The organism is Colwellia sp. SU-HH01172 (genome assembly GCF_057553355.1).
Window position 1 is genome coordinate 202,579 of sequence record NZ_BAAJMB010000005.1, and the last position, 19,984, is coordinate 222,562.

At 38.9% G+C, this 19,984-nt stretch carries 16 protein-coding genes and 1 tRNA gene; 10 read left to right on the forward strand and 7 right to left on the reverse strand.

Features of this window, described 5'->3' with window-relative positions; genetic code table 11:
* Window positions 1-37: 37 nt before the first annotated feature.
* Together AC27JP_RS14500 and aceK are read right to left on the reverse strand one after the other, a co-directional pair.
* A tRNA-Trp gene (locus AC27JP_RS14500) sits at window positions 38-114 on the reverse strand.
* A 156-nt stretch (window positions 115-270) separates the two neighbouring features.
* The gene (aceK, locus tag AC27JP_RS14505; protein ID WP_487116301.1) at window positions 271-2,001 is read right to left on the reverse strand and encodes a bifunctional isocitrate dehydrogenase kinase/phosphatase; all 1,731 of its coding nucleotides are present in this window, start codon (window positions 1,999-2,001) and stop codon (window positions 271-273) included.
* 345 nt (window positions 2,002-2,346) lie between these two features.
* On the opposite strand from aceK, the gene AC27JP_RS14510 reads away from it, so the two are divergent.
* The 9 genes from AC27JP_RS14510 (at window position 2,347) to AC27JP_RS14550 (ending at window position 14,497) form a co-directional block, all read left to right on the forward strand.
* Complete coding sequence (locus AC27JP_RS14510) at window positions 2,347-2,871, forward strand: type II secretion system protein (RefSeq protein WP_487116303.1); 525 nt, start codon at window positions 2,347-2,349, stop codon at window positions 2,869-2,871.
* Window positions 2,872-3,049: 178 nt separating this feature from the next.
* Window positions 3,050-4,105 carry a tRNA preQ1(34) S-adenosylmethionine ribosyltransferase-isomerase QueA gene (gene queA, locus AC27JP_RS14515; RefSeq protein ID WP_487116305.1) on the forward strand — a complete coding sequence of 352 codons (1,056 nt, stop codon included), beginning with the start codon at window positions 3,050-3,052 and terminating at the stop codon, window positions 4,103-4,105.
* Between the two features lie 120 nt (window positions 4,106-4,225).
* A complete protein-coding gene (gene tgt, locus AC27JP_RS14520; RefSeq protein WP_487116543.1) occupies window positions 4,226-5,368 on the forward strand; it encodes a tRNA guanosine(34) transglycosylase Tgt in 1,143 nt (380 codons plus the stop codon).
* 58 nt (window positions 5,369-5,426) lie between these two features.
* The gene (gene yajC / locus AC27JP_RS14525) at window positions 5,427-5,762 is read left to right on the forward strand and encodes a preprotein translocase subunit YajC (protein ID WP_487116306.1); all 336 of its coding nucleotides are present in this window, start codon (window positions 5,427-5,429) and stop codon (window positions 5,760-5,762) included.
* Window positions 5,763-5,923: 161 nt separating this feature from the next.
* Complete coding sequence (gene secD / locus AC27JP_RS14530; protein WP_487116308.1) at window positions 5,924-7,771, forward strand: protein translocase subunit SecD; 1,848 nt, start codon at window positions 5,924-5,926, stop codon at window positions 7,769-7,771.
* Window positions 7,772-7,786: 15 nt separating this feature from the next.
* Entirely contained in the window at window positions 7,787-8,734 is a 948-nt protein-coding gene (gene secF / locus AC27JP_RS14535) for a protein translocase subunit SecF (RefSeq protein WP_487116310.1), read from the forward strand.
* 335 nt (window positions 8,735-9,069) lie between these two features.
* Window positions 9,070-10,740: a hypothetical protein gene (locus tag AC27JP_RS14540; RefSeq protein ID WP_487116312.1), complete on the forward strand. Its 1,671-nt coding sequence runs from the start codon at window positions 9,070-9,072 to the stop codon at window positions 10,738-10,740.
* A gap of 76 nt (window positions 10,741-10,816) precedes the next feature.
* Complete coding sequence (locus AC27JP_RS14545; protein WP_487116314.1) at window positions 10,817-13,510, forward strand: TonB-dependent receptor plug domain-containing protein; 2,694 nt, start codon at window positions 10,817-10,819, stop codon at window positions 13,508-13,510.
* Window positions 13,511-13,741: 231 nt separating this feature from the next.
* Window positions 13,742-14,497 (forward strand): hypothetical protein, encoded by a 756-nt coding sequence (locus tag AC27JP_RS14550; RefSeq protein WP_487116316.1) that lies wholly within the window; start codon window positions 13,742-13,744, stop codon window positions 14,495-14,497.
* A gap of 61 nt (window positions 14,498-14,558) precedes the next feature.
* On the opposite strand, the gene AC27JP_RS14555 is transcribed toward AC27JP_RS14550, so the two are convergent.
* The 3 genes from AC27JP_RS14555 to AC27JP_RS14565 form a co-directional block, all read right to left on the reverse strand.
* The gene (locus AC27JP_RS14555) at window positions 14,559-15,194 is read right to left on the reverse strand and encodes an MAE_28990/MAE_18760 family HEPN-like nuclease (protein WP_487116318.1); all 636 of its coding nucleotides are present in this window, start codon (window positions 15,192-15,194) and stop codon (window positions 14,559-14,561) included.
* A 2-nt stretch (window positions 15,195-15,196) separates the two neighbouring features.
* Window positions 15,197-16,273, reverse strand: coding sequence for a DUF262 domain-containing protein (locus AC27JP_RS14560; protein WP_487116320.1), 1,077 nt, complete (start codon window positions 16,271-16,273; stop codon window positions 15,197-15,199).
* Between the two features lie 433 nt (window positions 16,274-16,706).
* The gene (locus tag AC27JP_RS14565; RefSeq protein WP_487116322.1) at window positions 16,707-17,018 is read right to left on the reverse strand and encodes a hypothetical protein; all 312 of its coding nucleotides are present in this window, start codon (window positions 17,016-17,018) and stop codon (window positions 16,707-16,709) included.
* Between the two features lie 70 nt (window positions 17,019-17,088).
* Between AC27JP_RS14565 and AC27JP_RS14570 the strand changes: the two genes are divergently transcribed.
* Window positions 17,089-17,268, forward strand: a complete 180-nt coding sequence (locus tag AC27JP_RS14570) for a hypothetical protein (protein WP_487116324.1) — start codon at window positions 17,089-17,091, stop codon at window positions 17,266-17,268.
* Between the two features lie 75 nt (window positions 17,269-17,343).
* Here the strand turns inward: AC27JP_RS14570 and AC27JP_RS14575 are convergent, their stop codons facing one another.
* Window positions 17,344-19,146, reverse strand: a complete 1,803-nt coding sequence (locus AC27JP_RS14575) for a sensor histidine kinase (RefSeq protein ID WP_487116326.1) — start codon at window positions 19,144-19,146, stop codon at window positions 17,344-17,346.
* A gap of 24 nt (window positions 19,147-19,170) precedes the next feature.
* Entirely contained in the window at window positions 19,171-19,866 is a 696-nt protein-coding gene (locus AC27JP_RS14580) for a response regulator transcription factor (RefSeq protein ID WP_487116328.1), read from the reverse strand.
* Window positions 19,867-19,984 lie beyond the last annotated feature (118 nt).

Consider the following 19,984-nt stretch of genomic DNA (forward strand, 5'->3'; position numbering starts at 1 on the left):
GTTTGCTAAAAATAAACAATAACACAAGAAAGGAAAATGGCAGGGGTGGAGAGATTCGAACTCCCAACCGTCGGTTTTGGAGACCGCTGTTCTACCAATTGGAACTACACCCCTGCAACGGATTCGAATTATACTGATGCAAAGCCAAAGGTAAAGACTAATTTAAAAAAAAATGACTGTTCGCTTAAATAAACAGCGGATCAGTCGTTTTTAAAGCAATTAACTCATTTTTTGCTCTTTTACATCATGTTGTTATAGCAATGCAAAGCTTTAATTATTTTGCCAATGGCAAAATCGTGATTGTTCAGGGTAAGGGTAAACATCGGCGACAATCCCTTTGGCAACATCACTTTGACATGCTTGCCAATATTTTGCTTCTAATAAGTTTGCATGATGGCGCAAAAATGCTTCCCGATAACGTTTGTTTGCTAACGCGAAGGTCGCAATTTCTTCAGGAAAAACATCGCCGGGATCGACCGAATACCATGGCTCAGACGCATAAATTTGCTCTTCCGTCATAGGCTCAGGTTTAACACGAAAATTCACCTCGTTCATATAGGTAATTTCATCGTAATCATAAAATATGACTCGACCATGACGGGTAACACCGAAATTTTTTAACAGCATATCACCGGGAAATATATCGGCGGCAATCAATTGCTTAATCGCTTTACCGTAGCCATACATAGCATTATCAACTTCTTCATCGCTGGCTTTGGCAAGATATAAGTTTAGCGGTGTCATTTTGCGTTCAATATACATGTGCTTGATGATCACTAAACCATTTTCAAAGCGCAGCAGTGAAGGTGCTACGGTATTAAGTTCGGTTAGTAGTTCTTCACTGAACCTGTCTTTAGGGAAGGCAACTTCTGAATACTCCATAGTATCTGCCATGCGACCAACGCGATCATGGAGTTTTACTAAGCGATATTTTCCCTTTACATCTGCGCGGGTCATGTTCTTACTGGGCGAAAATTTATCTTTAATAATTTTAAATACATAAGGGTAAGAAGGTAAGGTAAATACTGACATTACCATGCCCTTGATGCCCGGAGCGAGATCTAGCTTGTCTTCACTGTTGTCTAAGTGATTTAAAAAATCACGGTAGAATTGAGTTTTGCCTTGCTTGTGAAAACCAATAGCGGAATACAAATCCGCTTGAGTTTTGTGAGGAATTAAGCGATTTAGAAATTCAACCAAGGCATGAGGATGCTGACAATCAACAAAGAAATAGGCGCGGGCAAAACCAAACACTACCGCCATATGCTCACCTTCAGTGATTAACGCATCTATAAATAGGCCGTCTTTTTCATTATTGAGCAGTGAAATAATAAACGGCGTTTCACCAGCAGGAGAAATGACTCGGCCAATAATGTAGGCACCTTTATTGCGATAAAACACAGAATCTAAAATATCAAATTGCAAGTCTGATAGTTGATAACGAGTTTTATGGGCTTGCTGACGAAATTTTGCAATTAGGGTATTAACGTCTTTTTTCAAATGCGTAAATGGCACGGAAAAATTTTGCTTTTTCATGATGTGGCTAATGGTTTGAAAAAGCCCATTTTCTGCCGGATGATAACTGGTGAATATTTTCGGCGTTGGTAAAGCATCTAATCGTGTTGCGGTTGATTGCACGAAAATGTATGCGTTGTGGTAGTACTTACGCTCAAACAAATGACAAAAAACTGAGTTATAAAAACTTTCTGCTAACTCAGGTTGCGGATGTTGGTTTAACAATTCGATATAGCAATTTTTAACATATTGCCAAAGTTCGTCGTCGAGTTCAGCGATAAAAAAATCTTGTTTGATGGTATCTAAAGTTTCTTCAACCCGCAGTTCATAAAAGTCGGTGCGGGCTTTTGCCGCTTCCTGTACTTGAGACCACTGGTACTGTTCAAAACGTTGTTTTGCCGTTTGGGTGATTTCGCTATAAAGATAAATATGGCGTTCGAAGCCGTTAATGATGGTTTTAGCTATCGCGAAAGCAAGATTTTTCATGGGCTTACCTAACAGAGTCGTATAGTTTCAGCATACGTTAAAATGATGGTTTTAGGTGATTATTTTTAAATTATAGTCACTATTAATTTTGGTGATAGCGCCTTGGTATTAATGGCTATATTCTTGCTGACTGCGATGAAAGGTTAAATATTAGCTGTTATGTTGGTGCCGTGAATTTTTTCAGCAATAGGCTTACCGCTTAGTGTTAATGGATTGTGTGAAATTGTTATCTTGAGGGAATTTTGCTTTGATGTCGCGGTTAATACGTTAAAATAGCAACCTATTGTTGCCAAAAATATGAACTAAGTTTCGGCAACCAGTTTTAAATATAGGTAGTTAAAGAAGATGGTTAAAAACAAAGGTTTTACTCTGATCGAGCTTGTTGTTGTTATTGTTATCCTTGGAATTCTTGCTGCTGTTGCTGCTCCGCGTTTTGTTAACTTGCAATCGGAGGCTCAGACGGCAGCATTACAGGGATTAAAAGGAGCCTTAGAATCGGCCATAAGTACAACACATGCAAAATTGTTGGTTAAAGGTGTTGATAAGCAAATATTAAACTCTGGCACAACACCAAAAGCGGAAGACATTATTACCGGTTGCGCAGGTTGTACCTTTGGCTTTGGCTATCCGGCACCCGATAATAAAACCTTATCGGTTTTAGTTGATGGCATCGGCCTTAGCTTTGAAGATGATTTTGTCGTCACAACATTTACTGATAATGGTAGTGATAATTATAGTGCTGAAATTACCGTTGCTGACAATGTTGATTCGTCGACTAATAAACTATTGAATAATTTTTGTTATGTAAAATACACCATGAGCATGGTTGGTTTAGATGAACCAAGTGTTGAATTAGTGGAATGTGAGTGATCAAAAACTCTCATTTTTAACTTAATTACTTAGTTTCAAAAAGGTAAACACAAGTGCTATCTGTTGTTACCTTTTTGAATTAGATTATTAGCACAAGCAAAGTGCTATTTTACTTGCTATTCATGGCGTGCAGCACTAAAATTACGCGTTTTTTCATCTTTAAACTAGTTAATTTATCATGCGTGTTGCCGATTTTTCATTTGATTTACCTGAAGAGCTAATAGCTCGATATCCTAAAGCCGATCGTTCAGCCAGTCGTTTAATGACGCTTAACGGTAATAGTGGCGAACTCGCGGATGAAACTTTTACTGATTTAATTGATCATGTTAACGCAGGTGATTTACTGGTATTTAACAATACCCGAGTGATCCCAGCGCGTATGTTTGGCCAAAAGGCCAGCGGTGGCAAGCTAGAAGTTTTGGTTGAACGATTATTAGATGAACAGCGTGTGCTAGCTCATATTCGTTGTAGTAAGTCGCCAAAGCCAGGTAGTGAAATACTACTTGAAGGTAAAGTAAAGGCGACTATGGTAGCAAGGCACGATGCGCTATTTGAGCTTGAGTTTGCGGGTGAAGATTCGGTACTAACGGTACTTGAAGAAATAGGCCATATGCCATTGCCGCCGTATATTGACCGCCCAGATGAAGACAGCGATCGCGAACGTTATCAAACAGTCTACAATGAAAAGCCTGGGGCGGTTGCCGCGCCAACGGCAGGTTTGCATTTTGATGATGAATTAATGGCAAAGCTTAAAGCCAAAGGAGTTGATTTTGCTTTTGTCACTTTACATGTTGGCGCCGGTACCTTTCAGCCAGTTAAAGTTGATGAAATAGCTGACCATATTATGCATGCAGAATATGTTGAAGTGCCAACAAAGGTTGTCGAACAAATTAATCAAACTAAAGCTAATGGCGGTAAAGTGATCGCGGTTGGCACTACCTCGGTACGTTCCTTAGAAAGCGCTGCAAAAGCCGCAAAAGAGCAGGGCAAAGCATTTGGCGAGTTTTATGGCGACACTGATATTTTTATTACCCCAGGCTATGAATTTCAAATAGTTGATGCCTTAGTCACTAATTTTCACTTATCAGAATCAACCTTGTTGATGTTAGTTAGCGCTTTTGCTGGCTACGATAATATTATTGCGGCGTACCAACATGCCGTGGCTGAGCAATATCGATTTTTTAGTTATGGTGATGCGATGTTTTTAACGAAAAAACTACACACCGATAATTAACCTTAAAGAGTAAAACATTATAGTTAGCTAGAACCTCTAGCAGCTAAAACAGAAAACCGCTAGCCTGTTTCGCTAGTAGGTGAAGGAAGTAAAATGACAGACAAAACAGAAAAAAAAGCCATGCAGTACGAACTGTTAACAACTGACGGTAAAGCACGACGTGGCCGTTTAACATTTGCCCGTGGCACAGTGGAAACTCCAGCATTTATGCCGGTTGGTACCTACGGCACAGTAAAAGGTATGAAAACCGAAGAAGTAGCTGATACTGGTGCAGAAATCCTTTTAGGTAACACCTTTCACTTAATGTTACGTCCGGGCACTGAAATTATAGAGCAACACGGTGACTTACATGATTTTATCAATTGGGATAAGCCAATTCTTACCGACTCAGGCGGCTTCCAAGTATTTAGTTTAGGTAAAATGCGAAAAATCACTGAAGAAGGCGTGAAGTTTAGCTCGCCGGTTAACGGTGAAAAAATCATGTTAACACCTGAACGTTCAATGGAAGTGCAACGCAGCTTAGGCTCAGATATTGTGATGATATTTGACGAATGTACGCCGTATCCTGCTAGTCATGAAGAATCAAAAGTGTCGATGGAATTGTCGTTACGTTGGGCTCAGCGCTCTAAAGATGCTCACCAAGGTAACCCCAATGCGCTGTTTGGCATTGTTCAAGGTGGCATGTATGAAGACTTACGTGAAGTCTCGGTCAACGGCCTAACTAGTATCGACTTTGATGGTTATGCTATTGGCGGATTATCAGTAGGTGAGCCGAAAGAAGATATGATTCGCATATTAGATCATACCACCCCCTTGATCCCAGAAAATAAACCCCGATATCTTATGGGAGTAGGCAAGCCTGAAGACTTAGTTGAAGGTGTGCGTCGTGGTATTGATATGTTTGATTGTGTGATGCCAACGCGTAACGCTCGAAATGGACATTTATTTGTCACCAATGGTGTGATAAAAATTAGAAATGCTCGTCATAAAACGGATACAGGGCCATTAGATCCTGACTGTGATTGTTATACTTGTAAAAACTATTCGCGTGCTTATTTGCATCATTTAGACAAGTGTAATGAGATTTTAGGCTCGCAATTGAATACTATGCATAACCTACGTTTTTATCAACGTGTTATGAAAGGATTGCGCGATGCTATAGAGCAAGGCAAACTAGATGAGTTTGTTACCGAATTCTATGCATTACGCGATTTACCTGTACCGCCATTAGCTGGCTCACCAACAGGCAATGAAACAAATTAAAACTTTAACCGGTTTAAATTCACCAAGCATTAATTAGAAAAAATAATAAGAGGAATTTATGAGTTTATTTATTAGCCAAGCCCACGCTGCTGCAGCACCTGCTCAACAAGCTGACGGTACGTCAATGTTAATCATGTTAGCAGTATTTGGTTTAGTGTTTTATTTTATGATTTACCGCCCACAAGCTAAGCGTGTAAAAGAGCATAAAAGCTTAATGGCTGAATTATCAAAAGGTGATGAAGTATTAACGCAAGGCGGCATTGTTGGGAAAATTGTGAAAGTTTCTGACGAAAAAGACTTTATCGTAGTAAGCATAGCTGAAGGTACAGAAGTGACAGTACAAAAAGGTGCTATTAATGCGGTATTGCCAAAAGGCACAATGAAGTCTCTATAACGAGATTTTGTTGTTTTAAGCTGTAGTTATATTAAAAGTGCTTAATTGGTAGATCATCAATTGGCACTTTTGCGTAACTAGAGCAATGAAATACTCATAAACTTTGTTCCGATATTATTGCAATATATTAGAGCGATTCAAAAAGAAGATAGGATGAACTTGTGTTAAACAAATATCCATTGTGGAAGTCACTAATGGTGCTATTTATAGTTGCTATTGGTGCTTTGTATGCGTCTCCAAACCTTTATGGTGAAGACCCCGCGGTACAAATTTCGGGCTTGCGTGGTGTAGAAACCACCATGACAACATTAGATAATGTAAAGTCGCAATTAGATAGTGAAAGTATTTCATACGCTAGCATTGTCTTAGAAAAAGGCCAAATTTTGGCTCGATTCAATGACACTGAACAACAATTACGTGCGCGTGATTTGCTTGACGAAAGCATTGGTGACGAGTATTCAGTGGCGTTAAACTTGACTCCTGCAACGCCTGAATGGCTAGCAAGCCTTGGCGGCACGCCAATGAAGTTAGGTTTAGATTTAAGTGGCGGTGTTAGCTTCTTAATGGAAGTGAACATGAACGAAGCTATTGTTAAAGCACAAGATAGTTTAGTTGATGATTTTCGTAGCGGCTTACGTGGTGAAAAAATTCGTTATCGCTCAGTGAAAAAATCCAATGATTCAATTAATGTTCAATTTCGTAATGCTGAAGACTTAGATAAAGCAGAGTCGTTTCTTGAAAAGCAAAATCGTGATTTATTAATCGAAACGGATGAAAGCACACTAACTTTATCGGCAAAAATGACCGAGCAAAAGTTAAAAGAAACACGTGAATATGCACTGCAACAGAACATTACTATTATTCGTAACCGTGTTAATGAACTTGGTGTTGCCGAGCCGCTAGTGCAGCGTCAAGGTAAAAAGCACATTGTTATCGAATTACCGGGTGTTCAAGATACCGCTAAAGCGAAAGAGATTTTAAACGCCACGGCAACTATTGAGTTTCGTTTAGTTGATACAGATGGCGATTTAAGTGCGGCACTTAATGGTCGTGTTCCTGGCAGCTCACAATTGTTGAAAGAGCGCAATGGCCAACCAGTATTATTGAAAAAACGCGTAATGCTAACCGGTGATCATATTGTTGATGCGGGTTCTAGCTTTGATGAATACAGCCGCCCACAAGTTAATATTACCTTAGACTCTGCTGGTGGCAGCAAAATGTCAAACGGCACTAAAAACAGTATTGGTAAGCCAATGGCAACCGTATTCATAGAGTACAAGCCAACTGATCGTGTTGATGCACAAGGCAATACTATCTTTGAGAAAATTGAAGAAGTGATCAGTGTTGCTACCATTCAAGCCCGTTTAGGTAAAACCTTCCGTATTACGGGGGCGGGTAGCCAAGCAGAAGCACATAATTTAGCGTTATTGTTACGTGCAGGTGCATTAATAGCACCAATTCAAATTGTAGAAGAACGTACTGTTGGCCCAACCTTAGGTGCTGAAAACGTACAGTTAGGCTTTCAAGCAATTATGATGGGCTTCGGCTTAGTGTTCTTATTTATGCTAGTTTACTACCGTGCTTTCGGTGTTGTTGCCAACTTAGCGCTAGGGGCAAACTTAGTGTTGATTATTGGCGTTATGTCGATGATCCCAGGTGCAACTTTAACTTTACCTGGTATGGCAGGTATTGTATTAACCGTTGGTATGGCGGTTGATGCGAACGTACTTATATTTGAGCGTATTCGTGAAGAAATGCGAGAAGGTAAATCAATTCAGCAATCAATTCACCAAGGTTATGACGCTGCGTTTTCAACTATTATTGATGCCAACATTACCACCTTAATTGCTGCATTAATTCTATTTGCAGTCGGCACTGGCCCAATCAAAGGCTTCGCTGTGACGTTATCAATCGGTATCATTACGTCAATGTTTACTGCTGTTGTTGGTACTCGTACCGTTGTTAATGCTGTTTGGGGCGGTAAGCGTCTCGACAAATTGTCTATATAGTAAGGCTTCAAGACTATGCAAATTTTAAAATTAAAAGAAACTGTTGCCTTTATGAGCTACCGCAAGGTAGCCATGTTATTCAGTATTTTGTTGATGGCGGGTTCTATCTTTTCATTAGCAACTAATAAGCTAAATTTTGGTTTAGACTTTACTGGCGGTACCTTAATCGAAGTCGGTTTTGAACAAGCGGCTGACTTGAACCAAATTCGTAGCATAATGGACTCGAATGGTTTTGATGATGCTGTTGTGCAGCTATACGGCTCAAGCCGCGATGTGGTTATTCGTTTAGCAACCCGTGAAGATGTGAAAGCCGAAATGCTAGGTAACCAAGTGCTCGACGTTCTCCAGTCAGGTACCGGACAAGCTATCGATATGCGCCGTATTGAGTTTGTTGGTGCCAGTGTTGGTGATGAACTAGCAGAGCAAGGCGGTTTAGCTATGCTAACAGCGCTTATTTGTATTCTAGTGTATGTTGCCTTTCGCTTTGAATGGCGCTTTGCACTCGGTTCAGTTATCGCACTTTTCCACGATGTTTTGTTAACCTTAGGTTTATTCTCGGTATTGCAACTTGAATTCGATTTAACGGTATTAGCGGCGATACTCGCGGTTATAGGGTACTCACTCAACGATACTATTGTTGTTTCTGACCGTATTCGTGAGAACTTTAGAAAAGTACGTGTTGGTGGCCCAGAAGAAGTAATTAATATTTCTTTAACACAAACACTATCGCGTACCTTTATAACCTCAATTACTACCTTACTAGTATTAGCAGCCTTGTTCTTTAAAGGTGGAGCGCTAATTCACGGTTTTGCTACTGCATTACTGTTAGGTGTTTTTGTTGGTACATACTCTTCAGTTTACGTTGCCAGCTCGGTTGCTTTAGCCTTAGGTATTTCGAAAGAAGACTTAATTCCTGAAGTTATCGAAAAAGAAGGTGCTGATCAGGAAGAAATGAGACCTTAATATTTATTCAATAATCTTTATGTAAATAAAGCTGATTGAACTTTAAAACCGAGCGGTAATGCTCGGTTTTTTATTTTTTAAATTAGCAATGTTATCTATATGACATAACTAACCACGCTTAGCGCTGTCGTCTACTCTCTTTATCATTTGTTGAATTTCTCAAGTTTAGTATGTGTATAAGGCTTACATGCTTTGTCATACTCCTGACTTGTTTTTGTCATCTCTTCGTCAAATTAACGAAATAAAAACTACACATTATTTCAACAATTTTGTCATTTTTGCTCCGTACTATTATCGCAAATTTTTTAATAATAAATCTGCGGAGCAGAACTGTAATGAGTATCAAAAATCTATTTAAAGTAAGTGTAATTGTAAGTGCTATGGCTTTAGTTGGTTGTGGTGGTGACATTAAAATTAAGCCAACCGTAAATGACAATAGTGTTGATAATAGTACCAATAACTCAAATAACACTGATGGCGGTGGTAACACGGGTGATACAAACCCTTGTGCTACTCGTGGCGACTTACAAGGCTCGTATGACGGCCGCGATTGTAATTACACAGCAGCATTTGCCAGTAAGAATATTGAAATAGAAACTGACTTAACCTTCACCGAATTACCTGACGACGGCGTTCATGTATTTAACGGCGCACTGTTGATGGGTAAAGATTGTGATACCACAACCGGTTGTGCAGTGGTAGCTAACGGCCCAACATTAACCGTTGTTGAAGGTGCTAACTTAGCGTTTACGTCTGGTGAAGCGATTATTCGCATTGGTCGTGGTGCTAAAATTAACGCTATTGGTACCCTAGAAAAACCAATTACTTTCACTTCTGCTAATGCTTACGAGCGTTTAGATGTAGTAGGTAACGGCGCACAGTTTGCTGACTGGGGCGGAATTATCATTAACGGTTTTGGTATTACTAACCAATGTACCGACGCACAACGCGCAGCAAGCACGTGTAACGTAACCACTGAAGGTGTTACTAGCTACTTTGGTGGTAACAACAACGCTGACAACAGCGGTACTATTCAATTTGCCAACATTTGGTACGCAGGCTCTGGCCCACGTTCAGGTGGCGAAGGTGATGACCTTAACTCACTCACATTGAACGCTGTAGGTTCAGGCTCAGCATTTGACTACATTCACATTCACCAAGGTTTTGATGACGGCATTGAATTCTTCGGTGGCGCAGCAGACATTAGCCACATTGTGGTAACCGATACTCAAGATGACGCCATTGATATTGATGCAGGTTGGCAAGGTAACGGCCAATACATTTTTGTTAAACACGGCACTGTGCAAACAAAGAAGGAAGTTGTGATCCCTGCCGTAATTGAAAATGGTGTGGTTGTAGAAGCTGAAAGAATAATTCCTGCTGGCTCAGACGTATTCATGGGTAACAATGGTTTCGAAACTGACGGTGAGAAAAACGGCGGTGCAGAATATTCTGAAGCACCAACTTCAAACCCAACGTTTGCTAACGTAACTGTGATAACTACCGACGGTAGCTCAGTACGTGATGATGACCCATCACAAGCATTCAAATTCGATGATGCCATTAAATCAATGTACTACAACACCCTTATCGTTAAAACTGATGGCACTAACGGTACTAACTGTATCGAACATAAGTCAGACGGTGAAATCAACGTTGATGAAGTTTCATTCTCTAACTCAGTAATGGCCTGTGTAAATGAGTTTAAAGGCGAACAAACCTTTGTTTCAGGCAAAGAGCCAACAGCATTAACAGGCACAGCAAAAGCTGATTGGTTCGACAACAGTGGCGCAAACCAACGTATTGCTAGCACTTCAAATGTATTGGCAAATGCTTTCGCAACCGATGTTGATTCAGCCGACATTACAGTAACGGCTAACGACTTATCAGGCTTAGGTGCTTTCTTCCAAGCGGGTAACTACATCGGCGCAGTATCAGAAAACGATACTAACTCAGACTGGTACAAGTGGGTTGAAGCGGCTGTTACAGCAGCAGATCAAGATTAATTAACGGTTTAAAACCAGTTTAGACGCAGTGAGTGCTGCGTCTTTTTTTAACTTGATTTGAAAGCAGGATTTAAACATGACAACTCAACATAGACTTAAAAGAGTTTCTCTTGCCGTTGGTCTGGGGTTATTAGCCAATGTCCCAAGTGTATTAGCACAAGGCACACCAGAAGAGAGCGACGTAATGGAAGAGGTTGTAGTTAAAGCAACCCGATTACAAGGTAGTGCCGCGGCAGTTATTGAAGAACGTCGTAATCAAGCGTTTGTTGCTGATATTTTAGGTTCACAACAAATTTCAAAAACTGGTGATAGTGATGCTGCATCGGCATTACGACGAGTTACTGGTTTAACATTAGTCGACGGTAAATTTATTTATGTGCGTGGTTTAGGTGAGCGTTATTCAAGTGCCCGTTTAAACGGCGCCAATATTCCAAGCCCTGATTTAACCCGAAATGTGGTACCGCTTGATATTTTCCCCGCCAGCATTATCGAAAGTTTGTCAGTGCAAAAGTCATATTCTCCGTCCATGCCAGCGGCATTCGGTGGTGGCGCAATCGACATTCGAACTAAGTCAGTTCCTAAAGACTTTGTTGCCAGTGTTGAAGTGGGCTTAGCTTTTGATGAAAACTCACAAGACGGCTACACCTACAACCGCCAAGGCAATGGTTTACCAAGCGAATTACAAAACGCCATAGTACAATACAAAGGTGACTTTTCGCTGCGTAATATTATCTTAACCGATAACTTAACTGACAACGACAGTGCAACACGTGGTGAACAAGCCACTGCCATTAACCAAGGTTTACTAAAATCATTACCGCGCAATATGGTGATGAAAGATGAATCGCTCGACCCGACGTATAACATCAAAGCGAGCATAGGTAATTCATTTGACGAAAACTACTTTGGCGGCCAAATAGGTTTCTTAGCAGCGGTTTCTTACGATAACAAATGGCAGTTTGCTAATAAAAAATCAGCGGTGGTAAGCGAAAACTTCTCTGACGATTGTAGTGAAACGTTACTGAACGACGAGCAAATCGCCAATGCCTGTTACAACACGGTAAAGTCTTCACAAGTTACTACCGAAAACGAACGCCTAAGCGCAGTATTTAACCTTGGTTATCAGCTTGATAATCACGAACTAGCTTGGACAAATATTTACCTTGAAGACAACGAAGACGAAAGTGTTATCGGCATAATCGAAAGCCCGAACGGCAGTACCGTTGACACTATTTTCGGAAACGGCCAAGCACAGCGTTCACATGAATTTAATTACGAAGAGCGCAGCCTAGAAATTATGCAGTTTATGGGTAAGCATACCTTTACTGACTACGCAGGTTTAGGGGTTGACTGGCAATATACGGAATCAACCGCAGAAACAGAAATTCCAACCGATGTTAAATATAAGTTTATCGACACCTATGTTGATGGCGCTTATCAAAAATCTGACATTACAGGTGATGACAACCGTGTGGTTTATTCATACTTAGCGCTTGAAGATAACGTGAAGTCTTACAGTGGTAACGTAACACTACCGCTTTATTTCAAAGACATCGAACTTGAATTTAAAGCTGGTTACGACTTCTCTGATAAAGGCCGTTACTACACCACCTCAAGTTTTACCGTTAACAACGACAGTGGCGTGAAAATTCCAGTGAATTCAGGTGCTGATTCAGTGCTAGGTGTAACTAGTTATTTAACCGATGAATTGCTTGATAACAACAGCATTTTAGTTGATTTTAACGAACCAACAGCACCAGACGCCGACGATTACTTAGCAGGGCAGAAAATTGATGCTGGTTACGGTGCTTTCGACTTAATTTATCAAGGAAAGTGGCGTGTTAGTGGTGGTGTACGTTATGAAGAATTCAAACAAACTTCATTAGCCACTTCTAGCTTAATTTTCAAAAAAGAAGACTTAGATGTATTCTTTTCAGAAGATAAAATTAAAGACGGCAGCATCATAGCAGATGACTTCTTCAGCGCGTTATCGTTTACCTATATTGGTGGTGACGATTACCAAATTCGTTTCGGTTACGGTGAAACCGTAGTACGACCTGACTTACGTGAAGTGGTACCTGTTGCATACTACGACCCATTAACGGATATTCGCACCATAGGTCGTGTGGGTTTAGAAAGTAGCCCAATTAAAAACTACGATGCCCGTTACGAGTATTACGCTAGCAATGGCGACAACTACTCAGTCGGCTTATTCTACAAAGATATCGAAAAACCAATCGAGTCAGTATTATCAATTGGTGATGAAGACTACACCTTATCGTTTGTTAATGGTGAAACGGCAGAAGTTTATGGTATTGAAGCAGAATGGTTGCACGACTTAACCTGGTTAGCCGATGGCTTCTTTACCTCAGGTAACATTACCTTAAGTGATTCTGAAGTCTCGATTGACCCAGCCTTTGCCGGCAACTTAACCAATCCGAAAAAACGCATGACAGGGCATTCAGAATACGTAGTTAACTTACAGCTAAATTATGACTCTGCCAACGGCAATCATAGTAGCTCATTAGTTTATAACGTATTTGGTGAACGTATTATCGCCTCAGGTGTTGGCGGCAGGGAAGACGCGCTAGAGCAACCATTCCACTCTCTTGATGCGGTTTATACTTATTATCCAGACTTCAACTCGAAAGTAAAAGTGAAGGTGAAGAACTTACTCGGTGAAGACCAAGAAGTTACTCAGTCTGATATTACCGTACGTTCAAAAGAAGTGGGTACTATCTTCAGTGTTAGCTACACCTATGATTTCTAATTGAGTGTTAAAAGTTAAGTGCTTTAACTAAGCGCTCTTGCTTTAAAACCTTAAAAGTCAAATTTTAAAAGCCAGTGAGGAAACTCACTGGTTTTTTTATTGGTGATAAGTGCTACAGATAAAGCAGGGTTTCACAAAGTTTTCACAGCAGCAGCGATAAGCTCTCAGCATTAATCCGGCAGTTAATTACTAAAAAATACTGCAAAATATTGAGAAATACCGTGAGAGTTTATGATGAATACTAAGTGTAGTTTGGCTATTGCTGTTTTTATATTTGCTGTTTCCAGTGCCTTTGCCAATGGTAACAGCGTTGAAAAGCACAACATATTGAAAGAGAAAGTCCATCAGGCAATTGTTAAGTTTGAACAAACCGAACGAAAACATTGGGGCTTTACTGTCAATCGTTTCGAGAATGAAGAAGGCGATATTACCGAAAGTATTGAGCAATTTACCCCAAATACTGATATCAATAAACGATGGTTATTGATCAGCGCTAATGGTGAAAAAGCGACAAAAAAACAGCAAGAGAAATTCCTTAAAACCAAGCGTGAGCAAGCTAAGGGCAGCAACAGCTATACCGTTAAACTAAGGGAAATCATTAATCTAAACACACTGGCCTTTCAATCTGAAACTAGCAGCCATATTCAAATAAGCTTTCAGGTTACCTTAAGCCAATTTGGTGATGAAACCAAAGGCAAGCTAGACGGCTTATTGTCGTACAACAAACAAGGCGCATTTATTGAAACCATCACCATCACCAACAATGCGCCATTTTCGCCGATGTTTAGCGCGTCGATTAATGAATTGCACTTAACCTTTAGCTTTGCACAAATTGATGACGCTATTTTGTTTAGTGAACATGCCTTGCAAATGAAAGGCACTTTTGCTTATTTTGTTGAGATAGATGAAGTGTCTAAAGATACTTATTTTGATTATAAATTTGGGCAGCGCGGCTGCTCATCAAATGGATTAAAAAGTTGGTTATAATCGTGAAGAGATAATTAACTGTATTTTATTCAGCCTAGACACTAACAATGAAGTTTTTCATTTAGGTTTCAATCATGTATCTACGTTCTCTCAAAAAAGCATCAACAAGTTCAATGAACTTTTCAAGCATCCTTTCTAAACTATCACCTAACTCTTGCAACTCTGATAGAGTATATTGTCGGCAAGAATCTCTAAATGACTCTTCACCATGGGCTAGTTTATTTCTTTTATTTTTTATAGTTAGAATATTTTCAGGATTCCTTCCTCTAAGATCAACCTTACCAATTCCATAGTTTTTACTAATATCGTTTAATGATCTAAGGTCAATATTTCCAGAGAATACTGTAATTCGCTTACAATATTCCTCAAAATTAGGGAATTTAAACTCACCGCTAACGGTGCTGTCTAAATGGTCTTTTACTTTTCGCTTAGAAATATCAAAGTGATAAAAACTTGCATACAACTTTTTAAACTCTTCAGATAGTTCCTCATACTTACAATGGGAAGCTCTGTCATGAATGTTAGTTATTGATGAAGATACTGTTGCTTCTAGATTGTTATAGAGTAATAACGTATAGCTAGACTTTAAGATTGAAGATTCAATAACCCCACCGTTTTCGGAAAGTAAGGCAATATGCTCTAACAGTTTTTTAGCCTCATCATTTCTATCTCGAAAGGCTGACTTTACTGATAGCATAATTAAAGCTCCAACACCTTGTTTTTGACAAACTCTATACGTTGCCTTACTTTATCTGGATTGTGGCTTCGATATTTTCCAGATATAAGAGTTTTAAATTCATAGTTTCTTAACCATAATCCTGGGTTTGCTTTCTTTGATAATTTCAGCTTATCATTTTCACATAAAGCCTTTGCAACGCCTACAGATAAGGCTTCAAAGAACATTCGAGAAACGCCTTGATTAGCCTTTTTGCAGAATCCATTTATAAAATTATTTTCTACAAAGTTCAAAACACTATCTAATTGCTGTTTTTTAAGCGCCATTTCCTCATCTGGAAAATCCTCGTTTTTTTCTGCCATATACTGATCTAGAATCGAAATTATTCCTGAACTGAAGCCCTGATATTGTGGAAATGCATCGAATAAAGCAAAAAACCTTAAGACCAACTCCTCATGCTCTTGCCGTTTAGCCACGGTTTTTGATAATGGTGCAATTTTATTCAATAATTCTTTATTTTCTAATGTGTACGAATAAATGAAGTCAGTAAAACTACCTGAATAGATCCCCTTTCTTTTTTCCATATTCCTTAATAGGTCACTGCCTTTATTGATTCTTTCAAATAAATCATTTTTTACTTTTTCTGTTGCTGATTCTGATAGAACTATTGTTCTTATAGAAGTATTGACTATTTTTCTCTGTCTGGCCTTAGGTAAATATGAGAATTTTACTTCATTCATATTTTTTAATTTTTCAAGCCCTTTTAAAGTTAATTTGTCTTCAACAAAGGCTACTATTGTTCTAATCCTTTGAGAGCCATCCACTATTTCTAATCTTCCCTCACTATCCTCGGCTAGAAAAATAACTGGGATAGGTAAGCCTAAAACTATGGATTCAATTAATGTTGATTGTCTGATATCATCCCATACGAATTCTCTCTGATAATCAGGTACATAAATGTCATTTTCATCTTTTTCAATACCATTTACATACTTTTGAACCAAGTGCTCGATCGTAAATTCTTTTGTATCAAAGTCTACAGTTTTTTTCTCTTCGTATATCTCATTTTCAATTAGCTCAATTTGTTCTATTTGTAACACTTATTTTTCTCCAGATTTATGCTGGGATATACTATATTTAAGTATTTGCACAACAACTCATTACGAGGGAATAACCTATGTTTAAATGTAGATTATGTCCATCTGTGAGCTTTATTTTTATCACGTCACTGAAATATACCAGAGTCATCAAATAATTAGTGTTACAGAATTGAAACAAGCTTGCGCAAAATCATGAAATAACTTCTTAATTGCAAGCAAGGTTTTATTCACTTCAACTGCAAGTTGCCACATAAGGGAATGTCACTTTAGGACACTAGTTTTATAAGTTACATAATGAAACAGAAACACTTGGCTTAGTATTTCTTTAAGCGCGGCTTTCAGTATGTTTTAGTTGATTGTTACCAGCTTCATTTTCATAAACTGGTGCTGACAATATTGAAAAAGGTAGGTTGTTAACTTGTCCTAATTAATTTTAGCTTTCTTGCTTTTCTCGACGATAAACCACCGCCCAAAAGTAGACTAAAATCGCTATCCAATGCAGAAAAAATAAACTCAGACCGATTAATATGCGGTGCTGTTTAGTTTTGTTTTCAATAAAGTCTTCTAACATCATTATCCAAAAACCAATGAAGGTAATAAAGGTTAGCGGAATGCCAATTTTTGCCAACAATGGCGCGTTGTTCCAGCCACCGACATAATAGAATTGCTGAATGGTTCCTGTTAAGAAGCCTATCGATAATACAACGACAAGGAAGGTATACCAAAAACCTGCAACAATTTTCATAACTACTTAATAATATAAGGACGAAATTAAGGGTGCGATATTACCAGTAGTATTGGGCAATTTACAGCCCATGTTTAGTGCTTTGATTAGTGAACTGTTATTAACCTTTAGCTTTATCACCATTGGTAATGCTATTTTGTTTCGCGAACAAACATTAGCAATGAAAGGTCGTTTTGCAATATTTGTTGAGATAGATGAAAACGCTATCGACACTTGTTCAAATTACCCATATCAGCCACTTGAAGAATAAATGTCGGCTAAGCTAACAAGGTTGATGAAATGAGTCCCTTTAGCTTAGCTAAAGTATGCTTTTCCGGTGTGAGGTTTAGTCTTTAGTTTTAAATGACAGCAGCATCGAGAGACCAGGGTCTCGCCTTTGTACTGCTATTGTTCCTTTTTGCGCCAACATAAGTTCATTAACTAAGGCTAATCCTATGCCTGTACCTTGGGTGGTACGGGTTAATTCATTACCGCCACGGTAGAACAGCTCAAAAATTTTACTTTCTTGCTCTGGCGTTATCCCTTCACCATAATCACGAATTTCCATTTGGATCATATGTTTGTGCTTGGGATGCTGGCGAAATATAAAATCAATTTTTTGTCGGTTAATATTGTTGATTTTTGCTGAATCAAAAAATTTCACAGCATTGTCTACAATATTAATAACTACTTGGGAAAAGGCATCTTTCTCAACCCAAATAAGCGTGTTCCCGGCGTCCGAAATTTCTAAAACTATATTTTGCACAAAATTATTTTTATCAATTATCGACGATGTTTTCGAACGAATGATGTCGAGTAAAACGCTTAGTGGTACACATTCCGACTGGACATTTTGTTGTTGATTGCCAAGTTTGGCTAACTGCAAAATATTATTGATCAGTCGTGTTAGGCGTTCACTTTCACCAAAAATAAATTCGTAATATTCTTGCTGATAGTCTTTAGAGATGACCGTGCCTTCTTTGAGCATTTGTGAATACATTCGAATTGACGTTAATGGTGTTTTTAGCTCATGACTGACTGATGAAACAAAGTTAAGTCTTTGTTCTCCCAATACTAACTGTTTAACTCCTAAGCGATAAAAACCATAGCAAGCCGATAGTATTGCGGCAATTAAAACTAGCATAAGTATGGCGCTATACAGCATTGCTGGCGTCATAGGTAGTGAGTCTGTTGTCAGTGATACGGAATAACCATCAAAAGGCCATTGAAGTTTTGTTTGGTAAATAGCTTGCTGTTGAAAAAGTGTATTTAATGTTGGCGGTTGGCTTACTTGTACCTGACCATCAGGAAGCTTTTGGTAGAAAAAATATTCCTTGTGATTAGCACCATTTAGCTGTTCTAAGGTCATTAGAATCGGGCTGTCAAAGTGCCTTTGTGCTAATGATTCTGAGAGTAATTTTGATAGGTAAGCATTTCGCTCTACCAGATAGCCTTGTAGGTGGTTGTTTTTACCGACAGTGGCAATTCGATAAAAAATGAGGTGATCAGAGACATCAAAAACAACGCTGAATAAATGTTTCTTTTCTTTGAAGCCTTGCTTAATTAATTGTTGTATTGATTTTGATTGTGACAAAAGTTGCTTGATTTTAAGTGCGGTTTTTTTTCGGATCTCAAGTTCTGATGCTATGTCAGGCATATTGCTCTGAGCTGAAAACTCTTGCTGAGCGTTTTCAGTAAGTTGTTTGGCTGTATCGCCACTGTCAGTTAAAGGGGACGGCCAAATAGGACTGTTAAAATGCCCTTGGCTATTATATTGAAAGAAGCCAACTAACCCTTGTACTTGCTGAGATATTTTAGGCAGCGCGAAGTCTATTTGAGAAAGAGGCGAGAGCACTTGTTGTGACTGGCCGGTGATCGGGTTATGCCGGTGTTGATAATAGCTAAATGCGTCAGCCGATAATGCGTTGGTTAATAATCGCCTTTTGAATAAATTTTTATCAATGGTTTGCACTAGGTTGTTTGCTTCACGTTGGTATTCAATCAGTAAATTCTTTTCTATTTGTTGAAAACCGAAATATAACACTGTTGCTAGAGGGATTAATAAGCACAACAAGAAACCTATGGCTAAATAGCGTAATTGCTGCAAACGCTGAGCGTAATTTAATAAACCTTTATCTGAGAATTGCATATTTAACACTCGTGACCATAAAAACTAAATCGCATGGAGCTGATATCCTTCTCCGCGATAAGTCACTAAATGCTTAGGCAGTTTAGGCTCTATTTCGATTTTCTTGCGAATTTTTGCAATATGTATATCAACCGTACGAGTATCTAATTCGCTGCTTTGCTGATATCCCCAAACTTTACTAAGCAATTCATTTCGTGAAACGGGTTTATTTTGCCGCTGCAAATAACTCAAAATTTCTACTTCACGGCGTGTGTATTTGGTTTTCTGTTGGTAAGAGCTTCCGGTTAAGGTTTGCGTGCAAATAGAAACATCGTCACTTAATACAATTTTGCTATCTGTGCCTGTCCAGCCAGAGCGTCTGATCAAAGCATTGACGCGCAGTACAAGTTCAGAGGTAGAAAATGGTTTAGCGACATAGTCGTCTGCTCCAAGTGTTAAGCCATTAATAATATCTTCTTCTGCGTTTTTAGCGGTTAGCATCATAATAGGCTGGCTACGAGACTGTTGCCTTAGTAAGTTGCAAATTTCAAAACCATTTAGCGAAGGCAGCATAACATCTAAAATTATACAGGTGTATCGTCCATTTAAGGCTTGGTCTAAGCCTTTTTTTCCATCGCTTTCGCTGTCAACGTCGTAACCATGAAATATAAATAAATCTGTTAGCCCTCTTAAAATTGCAGGCTCGTCTTCTACTAGAAGAAGCTTAGGTTTGATAGTCAATTTTTCTACCTTAGTGTGCTTATTTATGTGTTCTGTTTCGAGTTGAAAGTAATTTTTTCGCCATACTCACGATACAGGATTACCGCAAAATCGCATGTAAACTTTTGTAAAATTTTCG